Source organism: Microbaculum mangrovi (assembly GCF_051390635.1).
In the GTDB taxonomy this organism is placed as follows: domain Bacteria; phylum Pseudomonadota; class Alphaproteobacteria; order Rhizobiales; family Tepidamorphaceae; genus Microbaculum.
In genome coordinates, this window is record NZ_JBPODT010000005.1 from 236,824 (window position 1) to 251,380 (window position 14,557).

The 14,557-nt window shown below is 65.6% G+C and carries 12 protein-coding genes; 4 read left to right on the plus strand and 8 right to left on the minus strand.

All coding sequences use genetic code 11. From position 1 onward, the window contains the following. The first annotated feature begins 18 nt into the window (after positions 1–18). Together ACSF9G_RS21840 and ACSF9G_RS21845 are read left to right on the plus strand one after the other, a co-directional pair. Positions 19–984: an L-threonine 3-dehydrogenase gene (locus tag ACSF9G_RS21840; RefSeq protein WP_436644266.1), complete on the plus strand. Its 966-nt coding sequence runs from the start codon at positions 19–21 to the stop codon at positions 982–984. 19 nt (positions 985–1,003) lie between these two features. Beyond that, entirely contained in the window at positions 1,004–2,230 is a 1,227-nt protein-coding gene (locus tag ACSF9G_RS21845; RefSeq protein ID WP_436644267.1) for an aminotransferase class I/II-fold pyridoxal phosphate-dependent enzyme, read from the plus strand. A 66-nt stretch (positions 2,231–2,296) separates the two neighbouring features. Here the strand turns inward: ACSF9G_RS21845 and ACSF9G_RS21850 are convergent, their stop codons facing one another. From ACSF9G_RS21850 to ACSF9G_RS21860, 3 genes are all read right to left on the minus strand, one after another. Then, positions 2,297–5,005, minus strand: a complete 2,709-nt coding sequence (locus tag ACSF9G_RS21850; protein ID WP_436644268.1) for a cation-transporting P-type ATPase — start codon at positions 5,003–5,005, stop codon at positions 2,297–2,299. 172 nt (positions 5,006–5,177) lie between these two features. Further along, positions 5,178–5,597 (minus strand): universal stress protein, encoded by a 420-nt coding sequence (locus ACSF9G_RS21855; RefSeq protein WP_436644269.1) that lies wholly within the window; start codon positions 5,595–5,597, stop codon positions 5,178–5,180. A gap of 54 nt (positions 5,598–5,651) precedes the next feature. After that, positions 5,652–6,209, minus strand: a complete 558-nt coding sequence (locus tag ACSF9G_RS21860; RefSeq protein WP_436644270.1) for a hypothetical protein — start codon at positions 6,207–6,209, stop codon at positions 5,652–5,654. 262 nt (positions 6,210–6,471) lie between these two features. Here ACSF9G_RS21860 and ACSF9G_RS21865 point away from each other — a divergent pair, with 262 nt between their 5' ends. Both ACSF9G_RS21865 and ACSF9G_RS21870 read left to right on the plus strand, forming a co-directional pair. Further along, entirely contained in the window at positions 6,472–7,251 is a 780-nt protein-coding gene (locus tag ACSF9G_RS21865) for a LuxR C-terminal-related transcriptional regulator (RefSeq protein ID WP_436644271.1), read from the plus strand. Positions 7,252–7,640: 389 nt separating this feature from the next. Next, positions 7,641–8,324 carry a LuxR C-terminal-related transcriptional regulator gene (locus ACSF9G_RS21870; protein ID WP_436644272.1) on the plus strand — a complete coding sequence of 228 codons (684 nt, stop codon included), beginning with the start codon at positions 7,641–7,643 and terminating at the stop codon, positions 8,322–8,324. Positions 8,325–8,425: 101 nt separating this feature from the next. Here ACSF9G_RS21870 and ACSF9G_RS21875 read toward each other — a convergent pair whose 3' ends face one another. From ACSF9G_RS21875 to ACSF9G_RS21895, 5 genes are read right to left on the minus strand one after another with little or no spacing between them, the layout of a single operon-like run. Beyond that, entirely contained in the window at positions 8,426–9,862 is a 1,437-nt protein-coding gene (locus ACSF9G_RS21875; protein WP_436644273.1) for an aldehyde dehydrogenase family protein, read from the minus strand. Between the two features lie 25 nt (positions 9,863–9,887). Beyond that, positions 9,888–11,603 carry a thiamine pyrophosphate-requiring protein gene (locus ACSF9G_RS21880; RefSeq protein WP_436644274.1) on the minus strand — a complete coding sequence of 572 codons (1,716 nt, stop codon included), beginning with the start codon at positions 11,601–11,603 and terminating at the stop codon, positions 9,888–9,890. A 29-nt stretch (positions 11,604–11,632) separates the two neighbouring features. Next, on the minus strand, positions 11,633–12,919 hold the full coding sequence (locus ACSF9G_RS21885) for a TRAP transporter large permease (RefSeq protein WP_436644275.1): 1,287 nt from the start codon (positions 12,917–12,919) through the stop codon (positions 11,633–11,635). Next, complete coding sequence (locus ACSF9G_RS21890) at positions 12,912–13,424, minus strand: TRAP transporter small permease (protein WP_436644276.1); 513 nt, start codon at positions 13,422–13,424, stop codon at positions 12,912–12,914. Before ACSF9G_RS21890 ends, ACSF9G_RS21885 begins: the two co-directional genes overlap by 8 nt. 30 nt (positions 13,425–13,454) lie before the next feature. Further along, positions 13,455–14,489 carry a TRAP transporter substrate-binding protein gene (locus ACSF9G_RS21895; RefSeq protein WP_436644277.1) on the minus strand — a complete coding sequence of 345 codons (1,035 nt, stop codon included), beginning with the start codon at positions 14,487–14,489 and terminating at the stop codon, positions 13,455–13,457. Positions 14,490–14,557: the final 68 nt, after the last annotated feature.

Consider the following 14,557-nt stretch of genomic DNA (forward strand, 5'->3'; position numbering starts at 1 on the left):
CAGGCAAGCGAGACGATCGTGCGCAACATCCTGGTCACCGGCGCGCTCGGCCAGATAGGCAGCGAGCTCGTTCCCGCGCTGCGGGCCCACTACGGGGCGGAGCGCATCATCGCCACCGACATCCGCATGCTGCAGCCCGGCAACGGCGGATCGGCGGGCCCTTACGAACATGTCGACTGCACGCGGCCACACCAGATCCACGAGGTGATGCGCCGCCACGACATCGGCACGATCTATCACATGGCCGCCCTGCTCTCCGCGGTCGCCGAGGACAAGCCGCAGATCGCCTGGAGCGTCAACATGGGCGGGCTCTACAACGTCCTCGAGGTCGCCCGCCAATACGATTGCGCGGTGTTCTTCCCCAGTTCCATCGGCGCCTTCGGCCCTTCGACGCCGCGCGATCACACGCCGCAGGTCACCGTCCAGCGCCCGACCACGATGTATGGCCTCACCAAGGTGTCGGGCGAGCTTCTGGCCGATTACTACGCCCAGCGCTTCGGGGTCGACACGCGGGGCCTGAGGCTGCCCGGCCTGATCTCCTATTCCGCCCCGCCCGGCGGCGGCACCACCGACTATGCGGTGGAGATCTTCCATCAGGCGATCCGCTACCGCCACTACACCTGCTTTCTGAGCGCCGACACACGGCTCGACATGATGTACATGCCCGACGCCATACGCGCGATGATCGAGCTGATGCAGGCGGACGCCGCGCGGCTCAATCACCGCAACGCCTACAACGTCACGGCGATGAACCTCACGCCGGCCGAGCTGGCGGCGGCGATCGAACGACAGATCCCCGGCTTCGTCATCGACTACGATGTCGACCCGGTGCGCCAGGCGATCGCCGAGTCCTGGCCGCGATCGCTCGACGACAGCGCCGCGCGCGCCGACTGGGGCTGGGCGCCACGCTACGACCTCGACGCCATGTGCGCGGACATGATCGAAAAGCTCGGCGCGCGACTGAAGCCCGCCAGCCGGGCCTGAGCGAACCGGGAGACCCGACATGCCCCATGACCGGCTGCTGGACCTGCTGAACGCGAAGGTGGACGCGCTGACGGCCGCGGGCACGCGCAAGGGCCTCGAGCGCGTGATCCGCGCGGTCATACCGCCCGCTGACGGGAAGGGTCCGCGCTTCCTGCTGGAAGGCCACGGCGACCGGCCGTTCCTGCGCATGAACGCCAACAGCTATCTCGGCCTGTCGTTCACCGCGGATCTGATCGCGGCGGAGGAGCAGGCCGTGCGCGCCTATGGCACCGGGCCGGGCGCGGTGCGCTTCATCTCCGGCACCTGGACGCCGCATCTCGCGCTCGAACAACGGCTTGCCGCCTTCCACGGCCGCGAGGCGGCGATGATATTCTCCTCCGCCTATGCCACCGTGATGGGGCTATTGCCGCAGCTCATCACACCGCAGACGGCGGTGATCAGCGACGCGCTGAACCACAATTGCATCATCAACGCCATCCGGCTTTCCGAGCCGGGCGAAAAGCGCATCTACGCCCATCTGGCGATGGACGAGCTCGAGCGCCACCTTCGCGAGGCGAGCGGCGCGTGCGGGCGCGCGATCGTCGTCACCGACGGCATCTTCAGCATGCGCGGCGACCATGCCCCGCTCGACCGGATCATGGCTCTGGCGAAGAAATACGACGGCGACTATCCCGAGAACGTGCTCGTCGTCGTCGACGATTCCCACGGCATCGGCGCCTTCGGCAAGACCGGCCGCGGCACGGAGGAGGTCACCGCCTCCGGCCCCTGCGACCTGCTGGTCGCCACGCTCGGCAAGGCGTTCGGCGTCAACGGCGGCTACGTCACCGGCGACCGGACCTTCGTCGACTATCTGCGCGAGACCGCCCCGTTCTACATCTATTCGAACCCGATCACGCCCGGCGAGGCGGCGGCCGCCGTCAAGGCCGTCGACATCGTCGACAGCGCGCGCGGGCATGACATGCTTGCCCATCTGCACGCCATGACCCGGCGTTTCGAGCAGGGGCTCGTCGATCTCGGCTGGGAAACCATCCCCGGCGAGCATCCCGTGGTGCCGCTGATGGTGCGCGACACGCCGAAGACGACGCGGCTTGTGGCGCACCTGTTCGAGAGCGGCGTGCTGGCGACCGGGCTGGGCTTTCCGGTGGTTCCGAAGGGCGACGAGGAGATCCGCTTCCAGATTTCCGCCGACCATACGCCGGCCGACATCGACCAGGCTCTCGCCGCGGTCCGCGCCTTCGCCGGCTAGCGCGATGGCGGCCCCGCCAGGACACTGGCTTTTCTCGGCGTCGAATGCGGGGGACCAGCCCGTGTCCTACTCGACGCCGGCGCGATACCTGGTCCGCGCGACAAGGCTCAGGCGCAGCTGTTTCTCCACTTCGACGATCGCGAACAGCATGACGCCCATCGCCACGATCAGCACGCCGTCGGTCAGCGGCACCGCCTCGGTGGCGAAGACCCGCTGCAACGGCCCGATATAGGTGATCGCGAACTGCGCCACGGTAACCGCGATCACCGTCGCCCAGACCACCGGCGTCGCCCGCACGGCCTTCAACGTCAGCGAGGTGCCGTAGATGTTCCGAATGAAGAAGAGGTGAAAAATCTCCATGACGACCAGCGTGTTGAGCGCCATCGTCCGGGCCAGATCGACCGAGTAGCCGCGGTCGACGGCGTAGGCGTAGATCCCGAAGACACCGCCCAGAAACAGCATCGACACGAACACGATGTGCCAGCCCAGCGCGCCGGTCAGCAGCGGTTCGTCGCGTGGCCGCGGCAGCCGACGCATGGTGTTGTCCTCGGTCGGCTCGAACGCCAGGGCTATGCCCAGTGTGATCGCGGTAATCAGATTGACCCACAGGATCTGGACCGGCGTGATCGGCAGCGTTATGCCGAACAATAGCGCCACGACGATGGTCATCGCCTCGCCCGCATTGGTCGGTAGGGTCCAACTGATGACCTTCTTGATGTTATCGTAGACCGTCCGCCCTTCACGCACCGCCGCGACGATGGACGCGAAATTGTCGTCGGCGAGCACCAGCTCGGCCGCCTCCTTGGCCGCCTCGCTGCCCTTCCTGCCCATGGCGATGCCGGCGTCGGCGCGCTTGAGCGCCGGCGCGTCGTTGACGCCGTCCCCCGTCATCGCCACGGTGATACCCTGCGATTGAAGGGCCATCACCAGCCGCAGCTTGTGCTCGGGATTGGTGCGCGCGAAGATGTCCACCGTGGACACGGCCACGGCCAGTTCCGCGTCGTCCATCATGTCCAGATCCCGGCCGGTGAGCACCTTGCCGGTGTTTTCCAGACCGATCAGCTTGCCGATCGCCGCGGCGGTTCCGGCATGGTCGCCCGTGATCATCTTGACCCGTATGCCCGCCCGGCGGCACTCGGCGACGGCCTCGATCGATTCCGCCCGCGGCGGATCGATCAGCCCGACCAGACCCACAAGGACCAGGCCGCCCTCGACGTCGGCGAAATCGATCGCGGTCTGTCCGGCCTCCACCTGCCGTGTCGCGATGGCGAGCACCCGCTGGCCCTGCGCGGCCATGCTGTCGGCGCGGTCTGTCCAGAAGGCTTCGTCCAGCGGCGCGCCGTCGCCCGATGCGCCACGCTGCTCGGCGCACATCGCGAGTATTTGCTCCGGCGCGCCCTTGACGAATATGTCGGCGTGGCCCGGATGGTCGTGATGCAGGGTGGCCATGAACTTGTGGCGCGAGTCGAAGGGTATTTCGTCCGTGCGCGTGCGCGCCGACAGCTCCTGGCTGACATCGACGCCGACCTTCCCCGCAAGCGCCAGAAGCGCGCCCTCCATCGGATCGCCTTCGACAGTCCAGAATCCCTCGCGAAGGTGCAGCGACGCGTCGTTGCAGGACGCAGCGGCCCGCGCCAGCTCGTTCAGATGCAGATGGTCCAGCCCGTTGACCCGACTATCGGCGAGCAGCACGGCGCCTTCGGGCTCGTACCCTGTCCCCTCGAACGAGAACAGATGGCCGGTCACCGCCACCGAGGCCACCATCATCTCGTTGCGCGTCAGCGTCCCGGTCTTGTCGGTGCAGATCACCGATACCGAGCCCAGCGTCTCGATCGCCGGCAAGCGGCGTACGATCGCGTTGCGCCGCGCCATGGCCTGGACACCCACGGCCAGCGTGATCGTCAGGACAGCCGGCAGGCCCTCGGGAATGGCGGCCACCGACAGGCCAACCACGGCCATGAACATCTCCGAGAATTCGTGGTGATCGACGAAGTAGCCGTAGACGAGCAGGACGGCGGCGATCAGCAGGATCAGGATCGTCAGCCACTTCGCGAACACGTTCATCTGGCGCACGAGCGGCGTGGCGAGAACCTCCACCTCCGCCAATAGACCGCTGATGCGCCCGATCTCGGTATGTGCGCCGGTGGCGACGACGACGCCGCGCCCCTGGCCGCTGGTCACCATCGTTCCGCTATAGGCCATCGAGGAACGATCCCCGAGCGCCGCGTCGCCCGCCACGGGAGCGATGGCTTTGTCGACCGGGACGGATTCGCCGGTCAGGATCGATTCCTGCACCTGCAGGCCGTGCGCGCGGATCAGCCTCAGATCGGCGGGAACCTTGTCACCGGGCTCCAGCAGAACGATGTCGCCGGGCACCAGCTCTTCGGCCTCGATGCTGCGGCGTTCGCCGTCGCGCAGCACGGCCGCGTGGGGCGCGAGCATGCCGCGGATCGATTCCATCGCTCTCTCCGCCTTGCCCTCCTGGATGAAGCCGATCACCGCGTTTGCGATCACGACGGCGAGAATGACGGCCATATCGGTGAAGTGCTGCAGGACCGCCGTGATCACGGCGGAGCCGAGCAGAACGTAGATCAGGATATTGTGGAAGTGGGACAGGAACCGCAGGATCGCGGGCCGCCTTGGCGGTTGCGGAAGCCTGTTGGCGCCATGCGTCTCCAGCCGCTGCGCGGCGTCCGAGGTCGAGAGGCCCGCCGCCGTCGCGCCGAGCGTGTCCAGACAGGCGTCAATCTCGGCAGCGTGATAATCCCGCATCATGTGGACCGCTTCGCTCCTTGGGCTGTCTGATGGCGTCGCAATGGTCGTGTTCCAGCCTTCCGGGCCAGCCTCCGTCTTGGGACCAAGCTGTCCGATCGGCAAGGTAAGCTGGCCGCCGCTCCGCCGACAAGCGGGGCTTGGGCCCCGCGCCCGCCGCGCGACAGCGGCGGACTCAGCGGATGACCATCACCGAACAGGTTGCATGGCGGACGATGCGCGCCGCGTTCGATCCAAGCAGATAGGTCGACATCGCGGGGCGGTGAGACCCCATGACGATCAGGTCGGCGCCAGCGTCTTCGGCTTCGGCCAGCACTTCGTGATAGACGGCGCCGTCACGCACGATCGCCGAAGCGGCATCGCCAAGGCCGGTCTCCGTAGCAAGCAGGTTCAGTCGCGTTCTCGCCTCATCGACGACCTGTCCGTGGATTTCGGGCGGAACATACTGCGAAACCGATGGCGGCACCGCGGAGATGACCGTCATCAATCGGATCTTGCCGCCGGACTGACGGGCCATGTCGGCGGCGACGTGAACCGCGCGCTGGTACAATTCGGGATCGGACAGGTCGATCGGAACCAGGATCAGCTTGAACATCGGACGTCGATCTCCTCCCTTTGCGACGTTCGGGAACGGGCCGGACGCCGCCTCTCAGTTTGCCATATGCCGGATCTTATCAAGATCGAGCGGACCCGCAGCCCCCCATCCCTTCGCCCCGGATGGCACATCCGGCCGGAATTCCTCGTAGAGCCGGTAGGCGTGCTCCGCGAGTTCGGCGCGGGTCATCGACCCGGCCAGGCACATCATGGCCTCGCGGGCATCGTCCAGGGCATCACCGAACTTGCTCTCCAGGTAGCGCCGAACGCTGTCCGGCTTGATCGGCCTGTCCTTGCTGAGGGCTCGAAGCCCGGCATCGGTCTGCGCTACGGGGACGGCCCGCCCCAGAAGATCGACCGACAGGGCTTCGTGTTTCCGCAGCGATCTGCGCTTTTCCTTGACCTCGTGCGGTGCCGGCTGGAACAGGCCGATCGAGACGCCTTTGGAATAGGCGTTCAGGCCCGCGACCGCACGGCCAAGCGTCAGCGCTTCGGCGCGATCGAAGCCGAGACATTCGGCAACGACGCCGGCCCACAAGCTGAGAACCGGCGCACGATTGATCTTGAGCCAATGCCGCTCCTTCTTCGTCTGCGTGCCCTTGGCGGTGGTCATGATCAGCGTATCCGACGCCTGGCGCCTGCGGTCTTCTTGCGCTCCGTGGACGGGCCGACATATTTTACTAGCCGGCGTACATTCAACACTGAGATGAATCGCCCGGAAGATATCGCGAAACCGACGAGGGACGGATCAGTGCCTCCCTGGAAGTTAAACTTAACAGTTAAACATTTCACGGAATTCGATTAGTCGTCTTCGCAACAATAGTGCTAGTCGTTCGGTGAGGCCGCCAATTGGTTTCGGTTCACGTTCAACAAAAGTGGGAACCGATCGTCGTAAGAGCGGAGAGGAAATTATGAACGTCAGTAACGACGACCACCTAAAGGATACCGGCCTTAGCGATAAGGCCGAAAGTGATGTCCGCGTTGCAGCGCCGGTTCTGTTTGTGGAACCCAGAACGCTGCTGCGTCAGTGTTTCGAAGAATGCTTTCGCCTTTCGGCGGCTGCGGCGAGGATTGTGGCGATCCCCGATATCACCGAATGGATCCGCATGGCCGACGACCAGCCGCCGCCCAGCGCCGTGTTTCTCTATGTTCCCGTCTCGGCCAATGTGCGTTCGGAAATCGAAAACGTGACCGAGGTGTTTTCGGGCCGGGGCTCCGTTCCGCCGATCATCATCGTCGCTGACAATGAAGATCCGGCGCACGTTCTCGATGCTCTCGATGTCGGCGCCAAGGGATACCTTCCCTCCAGCGTATCGCTCGAGGTGGCAGTCGAGGCCTTGCACCTGGTGTTGGCAGGCGGGACCTATGTCCCCGCGAGCGCCCTGATCGCGTCGCGGCACATGGCGAAGGACGCGGCCGAAGCGGCCGAACGCTCTCCGCATTCGTTCTTCACCGACCGGCAGCACGCGGTCATCGAGAAGCTGCGCGAAGGCAAGCCGAACAAGATCATCGCCTATGAGCTGAACATGCGGGAAAGCACGGTCAAGGTGCATATCCGCAATCTCATGCGGAAGCTGAACGCGACCAACCGCACCCAGGTGGCCTACCTTTACCAGGCCATGCTGACCGAGAAGTCGACCGGCGTCGGCAACTAGGTCACATCGTCAAAGCCGCGACATTCAGGCGGCGGGACATGCCTTGCTTAGGCAGGTCCCGCCGCCTTGATCTTGAAAGGGTTCCGGCGGCGCAAGGCGACGAAAGGCGCGATCGCGTTGTCTGCCGCGGGAACGTCGCGCCCGATTGGAGCAAACAACGCGCCCGCACCCGGCAGAAAACAGACCGCGGCCCAAGGCAGCTCCCGAATATCGCGCAGTAGCCGACGAAACTTGTCAGCAAGGCCGGAAATATCCGGACAGCCTTTGCCTTCGCCGCATGAAGCGACCAACCGCCGGTCGGTTGACAGCCTTGTCGCGGCTCGCTTAGTTCCCGATCCGGACCGGGCATTGGCACGTCTGACAAGCCGTCACGAGACAGCTCTACGACAATGGATATTATCTCCGCCAAGAATTACATACTCGACACGGCCCGCCTCATCGTGCCGGCCGAGCGTATTGTATTGTACGAGGTCGATGATCGCCTTCAGCCCTTCGGCCACATAAGCAGCGCCACGAACGAGTACTGGGGCGGGCTCTACTCGAAGTTTGTCGCGCTCGACCCGTACCATCCGCGGTACTTCGCCCGACTGAACGAAAGCGTCTTCGGAACGACTCCCGGCTTCGGCGTCGATGCGGAAAGCCAGGAGTATGTGGACGGTTTCCGCAAGGTTCTGGGCATCAAGCACAAGGCCGAGGTGTTCCTGCGCGATGCCGAAGGCAGCATCCGCGCCGGCCTGCGCTACGTCCGGCTGAACGGAGAGCGGGAATTCACGGCCGAGGAGATGGCCCGCCTGTCGAAGATGCAGCCGATGTTCGCCAACCTGTGGTGCACGGCGCTCGTGCACAACAAGGAAGGACAGATCCTCACGGGCCTGACTGTACGCGAACGCGAGGTCCTCGATCTTCTGCTGTCCGGCTATCCCAACCAGGACATCTCGCGCCTGCTGGCAATCGCCCTGCCCACGGTCAAGAACCACGTGAAGGCGATCCTCGCCAAGACCGGCTATGCGAACCGGTCCGAGCTTCTGTCCGCGCTCTATCGGGCGGGCCATGTCCTGCGCGAACCGCGGTGAAGGCTGAAGGCCGCGATCCGGCCTCCTGATCTACGGGCGCCCGATCGACGGGACGCCCCTTGCGCGATCATAGGCGGACGCCAGGAGACGGCCGCCCGGTCTCAATCCAGTTCGTACTGCGCCTTCTTCAGCGCGATCGCCTGGCATATCGTCTCGTGGGCCTGCGGCGAATAGGGCGGCCTGCCGCGCGCCAGGGCCGCGTCCGGCGCTTTCTGGTGCAGGACAGTCTTGCGGTTGCTGAAGGTGACGAACCCGGCCCTGCCGCGATATCGCCCCATGCCGCTCTTGCCGACTCCGCCGAACGGCAGCGCCTCGTAGACGAGCTGGCATCTGACGTCGTTGATGACCACGCTTCCGGTCTGGATCGCGGCCGCGACGCGAGCCGCCTCCGCCTCGTCCTCGCCGAAATAATAGGCGGACAGGGGGTGTTCGCCGGACGCCACCTTCGCCAGCGCCAGATCGACGGTCTCGTAGCCGACGATGGGCAGCACGGGCCCGAAAATCTCCTCCTGCATCACCGCCATGTCGTCGCTGACACCGGTGACCAGCACGAAGGGAAAGCGTCCTTCGGCGGGAAGGTCATCGAGCGTCATGTCGGCAGGAATGAAATCGAGGCGCGCGCCCATTTGCAGGGCCCCGTGCAGGAGCGCCGTCATGCGCGCATTGGCGCGCCGGTCGATCAGGCTGGTGTAGTCGACATTCTGCATCATCTGCGGGAAGATTTCTTCGGCCGCGCGCCGGCATTCGCCGACCAGGGCCTCGACCTTGCCCGCGGGCGCCAGCACGTAGTCCGGCGACACGCAGACCTGGCCGGCAGAGGCCAGCTTGCCCGCCACGAGTCTGTCGGCGACAGTCCGCAGGTCCGCGCTCTCGCCGATGATGACGGGGCTCTTGCCGCCGAGCTCCAGCGTGACCGGAACCAGGTTCTCCGCTGCCGCGCGCATGACCTTGCGGCCCGTCGCCGTCGAGCCGGTGAACAGCAGGTGGTCGAAGGGCTGGCTGGAGAACGTGGCCGCCACGGTGGCGTCCCCGTTGATCACGGCGAGTTCCGAGCGGTCGAAATAGCGCGATATCGCGCGCGCGAAGGCCTCTCCCGTCGCAGGCGCCAGTTCCGACATCTTCAGCATGACGCGATTGCCGGCGGCCAGGCCGCCCATCGCGGCCAGACAGCCCATCAGCACGGGCCCGTTCCACGGGATGATGGCACCGAGCACACCCAACGGCTGGTAGTGCACTTCGGCGAAGGTGCCGTGCGCCTCGACCTCGGACGGCAACAGTACCCGTTCCGCCTTCATCCAGCCTTCGAGGTTGTCGAGGTGATATTCGATCGCCGCGACGCTGCCAAGGATGTCGCCGGCCCGTGTCGCGAAGGGCGAGCGGTTGGTGAAATCGGCCTGCAGAGCCTCCACGAGCTCCGCTTCGGAGACGAGCACCGCGCGGGAAAGCCGCGTCAGGCGATCGCGCCGGGATTCCAGAGAGGCGAACCCCTCCGCCCGGAAGGCCGCGCGCTGCTCGGCCAGGATGTCTTCGATGGTCACGCTCATCTCCTGCCCCTGCACGGCGTCAGACGCTGACGACGACGTTGACGAGGGCGTGCCGGCCTTCGTCCCTGACCGCGCGCAACGCCGCCTCGAGTGCGGGAAGAAGCTCGGCCGGATCCTCGACAACGGCGCCATAACCGCCGAAGGCATCGGCGATCTTCTCGAAACCGGCCCGGACTCCGAAGCGCGTCAAGGGAACTTCGTTCGCCTTCGCAGCCCACCCCTCCGGATGGGTGCTGACGACGCTCTTGCGGACCTCGTTCCAGCCACCGTTGTTGAAGACGACGATCAGCATCGGCAGGTTTTCCGCCGCCGCGATCTGATGACAGGAGGCGGGCACGCAATAATAGTATGACCCGTCACCCAGGGTGCAGATGACCGTCTTGTCGGGCCGCGCGGCCTTGACGCCGAGCGCGGCGCCGAAGCCCCAGCCGAGCCCGCCGGCATGGGAGGGGCCGAAATAGCTGCCGGCGGCGCCGGGCTGCACGACGCGCAGGTCGATCGGATATTCGTTCACGACGATGGTGTCGTCGTCGAGAAGCCGCGAAATGCAATGGTTGGCCCAAAGCGGCGTGATCTCGGACAGTTGCCCGTCGCGCGCGATCGCGTCCTGCAGCTGTGCCTGCTGGTCATCGCGCCGGCTGCGATGCGCGGCGATCCGGCCGTCGCGCAGTTCGGCCGGAATGCGGCTTTCCAGCCTTGCGATCAGCCCGTCCAGGGCAGGCTCCGGATGCCCGATCAGGGGCACGTCGCACGGAAACCCGCGCATCGGCAGGCGCTGATAGAACGGATCGATGCCGAGCTGGATGACCTTCGCGCTGTCCGGAACGGTGACGCGGGCGGTGAACCACGGCACATCCGACTCGATGACGAAGATGACATCCGCCTTTTCGAGATCGGGGCTGACCTGGGACGCGAAGATATAGCCGAGGTGGCAGGGATGCTCCGGGTCGAGATTGCTGTAGACCGGGCTGGCCTCCAGGACACCGAACCCGCCCACATCGCAGAGGCGGGCAAGCGCCGCGCGGCCGGCAGCGCTCTTGCCGAGCTCGGAGGTCACGATAACGGGGTTTTCGGCCGACGCGAGCAGGTCCGCCGCCTCGTCGAGTCGGGCCGGATCGGGCATCAGCCGCGCATCGGTGATCCGCCGAGATGCCGCGCTCGCGCGGATCTCGTCCATGGCGGCCGCCTGCACGTCGCGGGGGATCGAGATGTAGACCGGACCCTGGGGCTCGGCCATGGCGACCTCGAGCGCGCGGTCGATCACGTCGGCGACCTGGTCGGGCCGGCGGATCTCGTAGTCCCATTTGACGTATTCGCGCACCATCGCGGCCTGGTCGTAGCTTTCCTGCGACCACTGCACATGGATGTCGCGCGCGCCGGCGACGCCCCTCTGTTCGGCGATCGGCGACCGGGCCGACAGAATGACCATGGGAACGCGCGCGCGCGCTGCGTTTATGATGCCGCCGACGCCATTGGCGGTACCGACCGTGGAATAGAGATAGACCGCCTGGGGCCGACCGGTTGCCGCGAAATAGCCGTGCGCCATGGCCACGGCGGTCTGCTCGTGCGGCGTGAGAATGACCTGCGGCGCCGGCTTTCCCTGCGACCTGTACTTCGCGAACGCCTCGATCATCGAGGTCGGCGCGCCGCCGATCACGGTGTCGACACCGCGAAGCTGCAGCATTTCGAGGATGGCCTCGCCCACGGTTTCAACGGAGCGGATGACTTCGGACATGGGAAACTCCTGGACGCGGTTCGAGGGCGTCACATAAGGGACGGCAGGAAAAGGACGAGCGCCGGAAACAACGCGAGTAGCGCGACACGAATGAAGTCTGCGGCGATGAACGGAACCAGTGCCCTGAAGACGGGGCCGGGGGCGATATTCCGGAACACCGACGTCAACACAAAAACGTTCATCCCGAAGGGCGGGGTCAGGAGACCGATCTCGATGGTCACCACGACGATGATGCCGAACCAGATCAGATCGAAACCCGCCGCATCGACCAGAGGCAGAATGATCGGCATGGTGATGAACAGCGTCGAGAAGCTCTCGAAGAAGAAGCCGAGGAACAGATAGAGCATCACGATGATGAACAGGAGCATCGCCGGATGCGGGTCGATGTCGCCGATCCAGTCGGCGAGCGTTTCAGGCGCGCCGGTCATGGCGATGAAGTTCCCCAGGATCGTCGAACCGAGCAGGATGGGGAACAGGGCGCCGGTCGTGCGCACGGCACCGAGGAACGCATCCCGCAACACCGCCAGGGTCATCGCCCCCCGGATCCACGTGAGAAGCAGCGCGCCGGACGCCCCGATGCCGGCGCCTTCCGTGGCCGTGAAAACGCCGCCGTAAAGCCCACCCATGACCAGCACGAACAGGGCGATCACGCCCCAGACCTCGCGCAGGGCGCGCCACTTCTCGGACCAGGGAACATACTCGCCGCGCGGTCCCGCATCCCGGTCGCGCGCGACGACGAAGCCCACCGCCAGGGTATAGAGAAGCATGCCCAGAAGGCCCGGCACGATGCCGGCCAGGAAGAGCTTGGCGATATTCTGCTCCGCCAGGATCCCGTAGATGATGAGCACGACGCTCGGGGGAATGAGGATTCCCAGGGTACCGCCGGCGGCGATAGTGGCCAGCGAGAAGGACTCCGAATAGCCGAACGAGCGCATCGGCGGATAGGACACCTTGGCCATCGTGGCGGCGGATGCCACGCTGGACCCGGAAATCGCCGCAAATCCACCCGAGGCGAGAATGGCCGAAATCGCCAGCCCGCCGGGCATCCTGCCGATGAAGGCATAGGCCGCACGGAACAGGTCGCGGCCGAGCCCGCTGGAGGCAACGAAATTGCCCATCAGCACGAACAGCGGAATGACGGTCAGCATGTAACTGCCCAACTCGAAAGCCGAGCCCGCCACCATCTTGCTGGAGACGGAGAAGCCCATGTAGTGGGCGTAGCCGACAAACCCGATGATCCCCATCGCCAGCGCGACGGGGATCCGGATCAGGATGAAGCCGACTAGGGCAACGAGGCCGATGACGAACTCAGTCATCCTCGGCCTCGTCGTCGGTAGGGCCGGCCACGACGGCATAGGCCGCCAGGGCCGCCGAAAGGATCAGGGTCAGGGCGATCGTCCAGGCCACGGCCGCGATCGGCAGCCCCAGCACGAGCGTCACCTCACCGGACTTGCCGGCGGCCAGCCCCATCATGGCGATGCCCATCCCGGCGAGTGCCATCGCGATCGCCACGCCCGACACACCGTCGATCGTTCGCTTGAGCCATGACACCCGCTTCAGGACCGGGTCGATAAGGGTGACCCTTATGTGATCGTTGCTGGCAACGGCGACCGCGATGCAGAGATAGATCATCACCTGCATGGCCATCTCGGTGACCTCGAAGCCGGCGGCGATCGGCCGCTGGAACGCGTACCGTGCCCCGACATCGACCACGGTCAGCAGCATGATCCCCGCGAGGATGAGCGCCGCCGCATATTCGAGTGCCTGCACGACACGTCGCCATACCAGCCGGATCCGGCCGGATTGCTTCGTTGAAGTCACGCTGGGTCGCCCTGCCATCGCGATGAACCCCTATTCGGCGTTCATCTTCTCGATCTCGGCGCGGAGGTCGGCCAGAGCGGCGGCGGCATCGATCTTGGTATCTTCGACCGACTTTGCCCAATCCGCTTCGAGCGGGCTGATCGAGGCGCGGATTTCCTCCACGAACGCGTCCGGGGCCTGATGCACCTCGCCGCCCTTCTCCTCGTAGATCTTCCAGCCGCGGGCATCGGCCTCGTCGGATGCACGACCGGCGATCCGCGAGAAGGTCTCGCCGGTCACCTTGGCCAGGGCCGCCTTTTCCTCATCGGTGAGGGAGTTGTACTTGTCCTCGTTCATGACCAGGGCGAAGCTGGCGTTGTAGAAGCCGCCGGGAGCCGAAACGACGTGCTGGATCAGGTCCTCCAGCCGCCAGCCGCCGAAGACGTCGGCCGGCATGAAGGCACCATCGACGATCCCGCCGTTCAGCAGCTCGTAGAGCTCCGAGGCCGGACGGGACACCGGAGCCGCGCCGAGGACGGTGGCGAGCTCGAACGCCATGCCGCCGGGCGCGCGCAGCTTCTGACCCTGCAGCGAGGCCTTGTCCAGATAGGCGGTCTTCGGCGACATCAGATGGCCCGGCCCCGGCGTGAACATCGCGAGCGGCACGACGCCGTCATGCTCGTTGGCTTCGGCCAGACTGCGCTCGAAGACACGCTGATAGGCCACCGAAAGCGTCTCGGCATCGTTCGCGAGAAGCGGGAATTCGGCAATCTTGGTCAGCCGGAAACGACCAGCGTTGTTGCCATGGGAGATGAAGCTGATGTCGACCAGGCCGTCGCGCACACCGTCGAACGTCTGGGCGGCACCCATGGGCGCCTTAGGCAGATAGCGGATCTTCAGCAGGCCACCAGACTCGCGCTCGACCATCTCGGCCCAGTCGTTCTGCATGAGCTGCGTGAAGTGATGCTTGGGGGGCGTCCACCCGGACACGGTCAGAACCGTCTGGGCGGCGGCCGAACCGGACACGCAGACCGTCAGGAAAGCGGCCGCTGCGGCAACAGATAAGGTCTCAAACAAAGATTTCATGGTCTTCCTCCTTTACGATTGGATCGCGCAAGGCAACCGTGATCCGCGGCTTGCCCTTGCGTTGTTTC

Excerpts from the sequence above, each read along its gene's own strand:
- ACSF9G_RS21880 (WP_436644274.1), bottom strand. The coding sequence starts at position 11,603 with ATGTCCGAAGTCATCCGCTCCGTTGAAACCGTGGGCGAGGCCATCCTC.
- ACSF9G_RS21870 (WP_436644272.1), top strand. The coding sequence starts at position 7,641 with ATGGATATTATCTCCGCCAAGAATTACATACTCGACACGGCCCGCCTC.
- ACSF9G_RS21885 (WP_436644275.1), bottom strand. The coding sequence starts at position 12,919 with ATGACTGAGTTCGTCATCGGCCTCGTTGCCCTAGTCGGCTTCATCCTG.
- ACSF9G_RS21845 (WP_436644267.1), top strand. The coding sequence starts at position 1,004 with ATGCCCCATGACCGGCTGCTGGACCTGCTGAACGCGAAGGTGGACGCG.
- ACSF9G_RS21850 (WP_436644268.1), bottom strand. The coding sequence starts at position 5,005 with ATGATGCGGGATTATCACGCTGCCGAGATTGACGCCTGTCTGGACACG.
- ACSF9G_RS21855 (WP_436644269.1), bottom strand. The coding sequence starts at position 5,597 with ATGTTCAAGCTGATCCTGGTTCCGATCGACCTGTCCGATCCCGAATTG.
- ACSF9G_RS21860 (WP_436644270.1), bottom strand. The coding sequence starts at position 6,209 with ATGACCACCGCCAAGGGCACGCAGACGAAGAAGGAGCGGCATTGGCTC.
- ACSF9G_RS21895 (WP_436644277.1), bottom strand. The coding sequence starts at position 14,489 with ATGAAATCTTTGTTTGAGACCTTATCTGTTGCCGCAGCGGCCGCTTTC.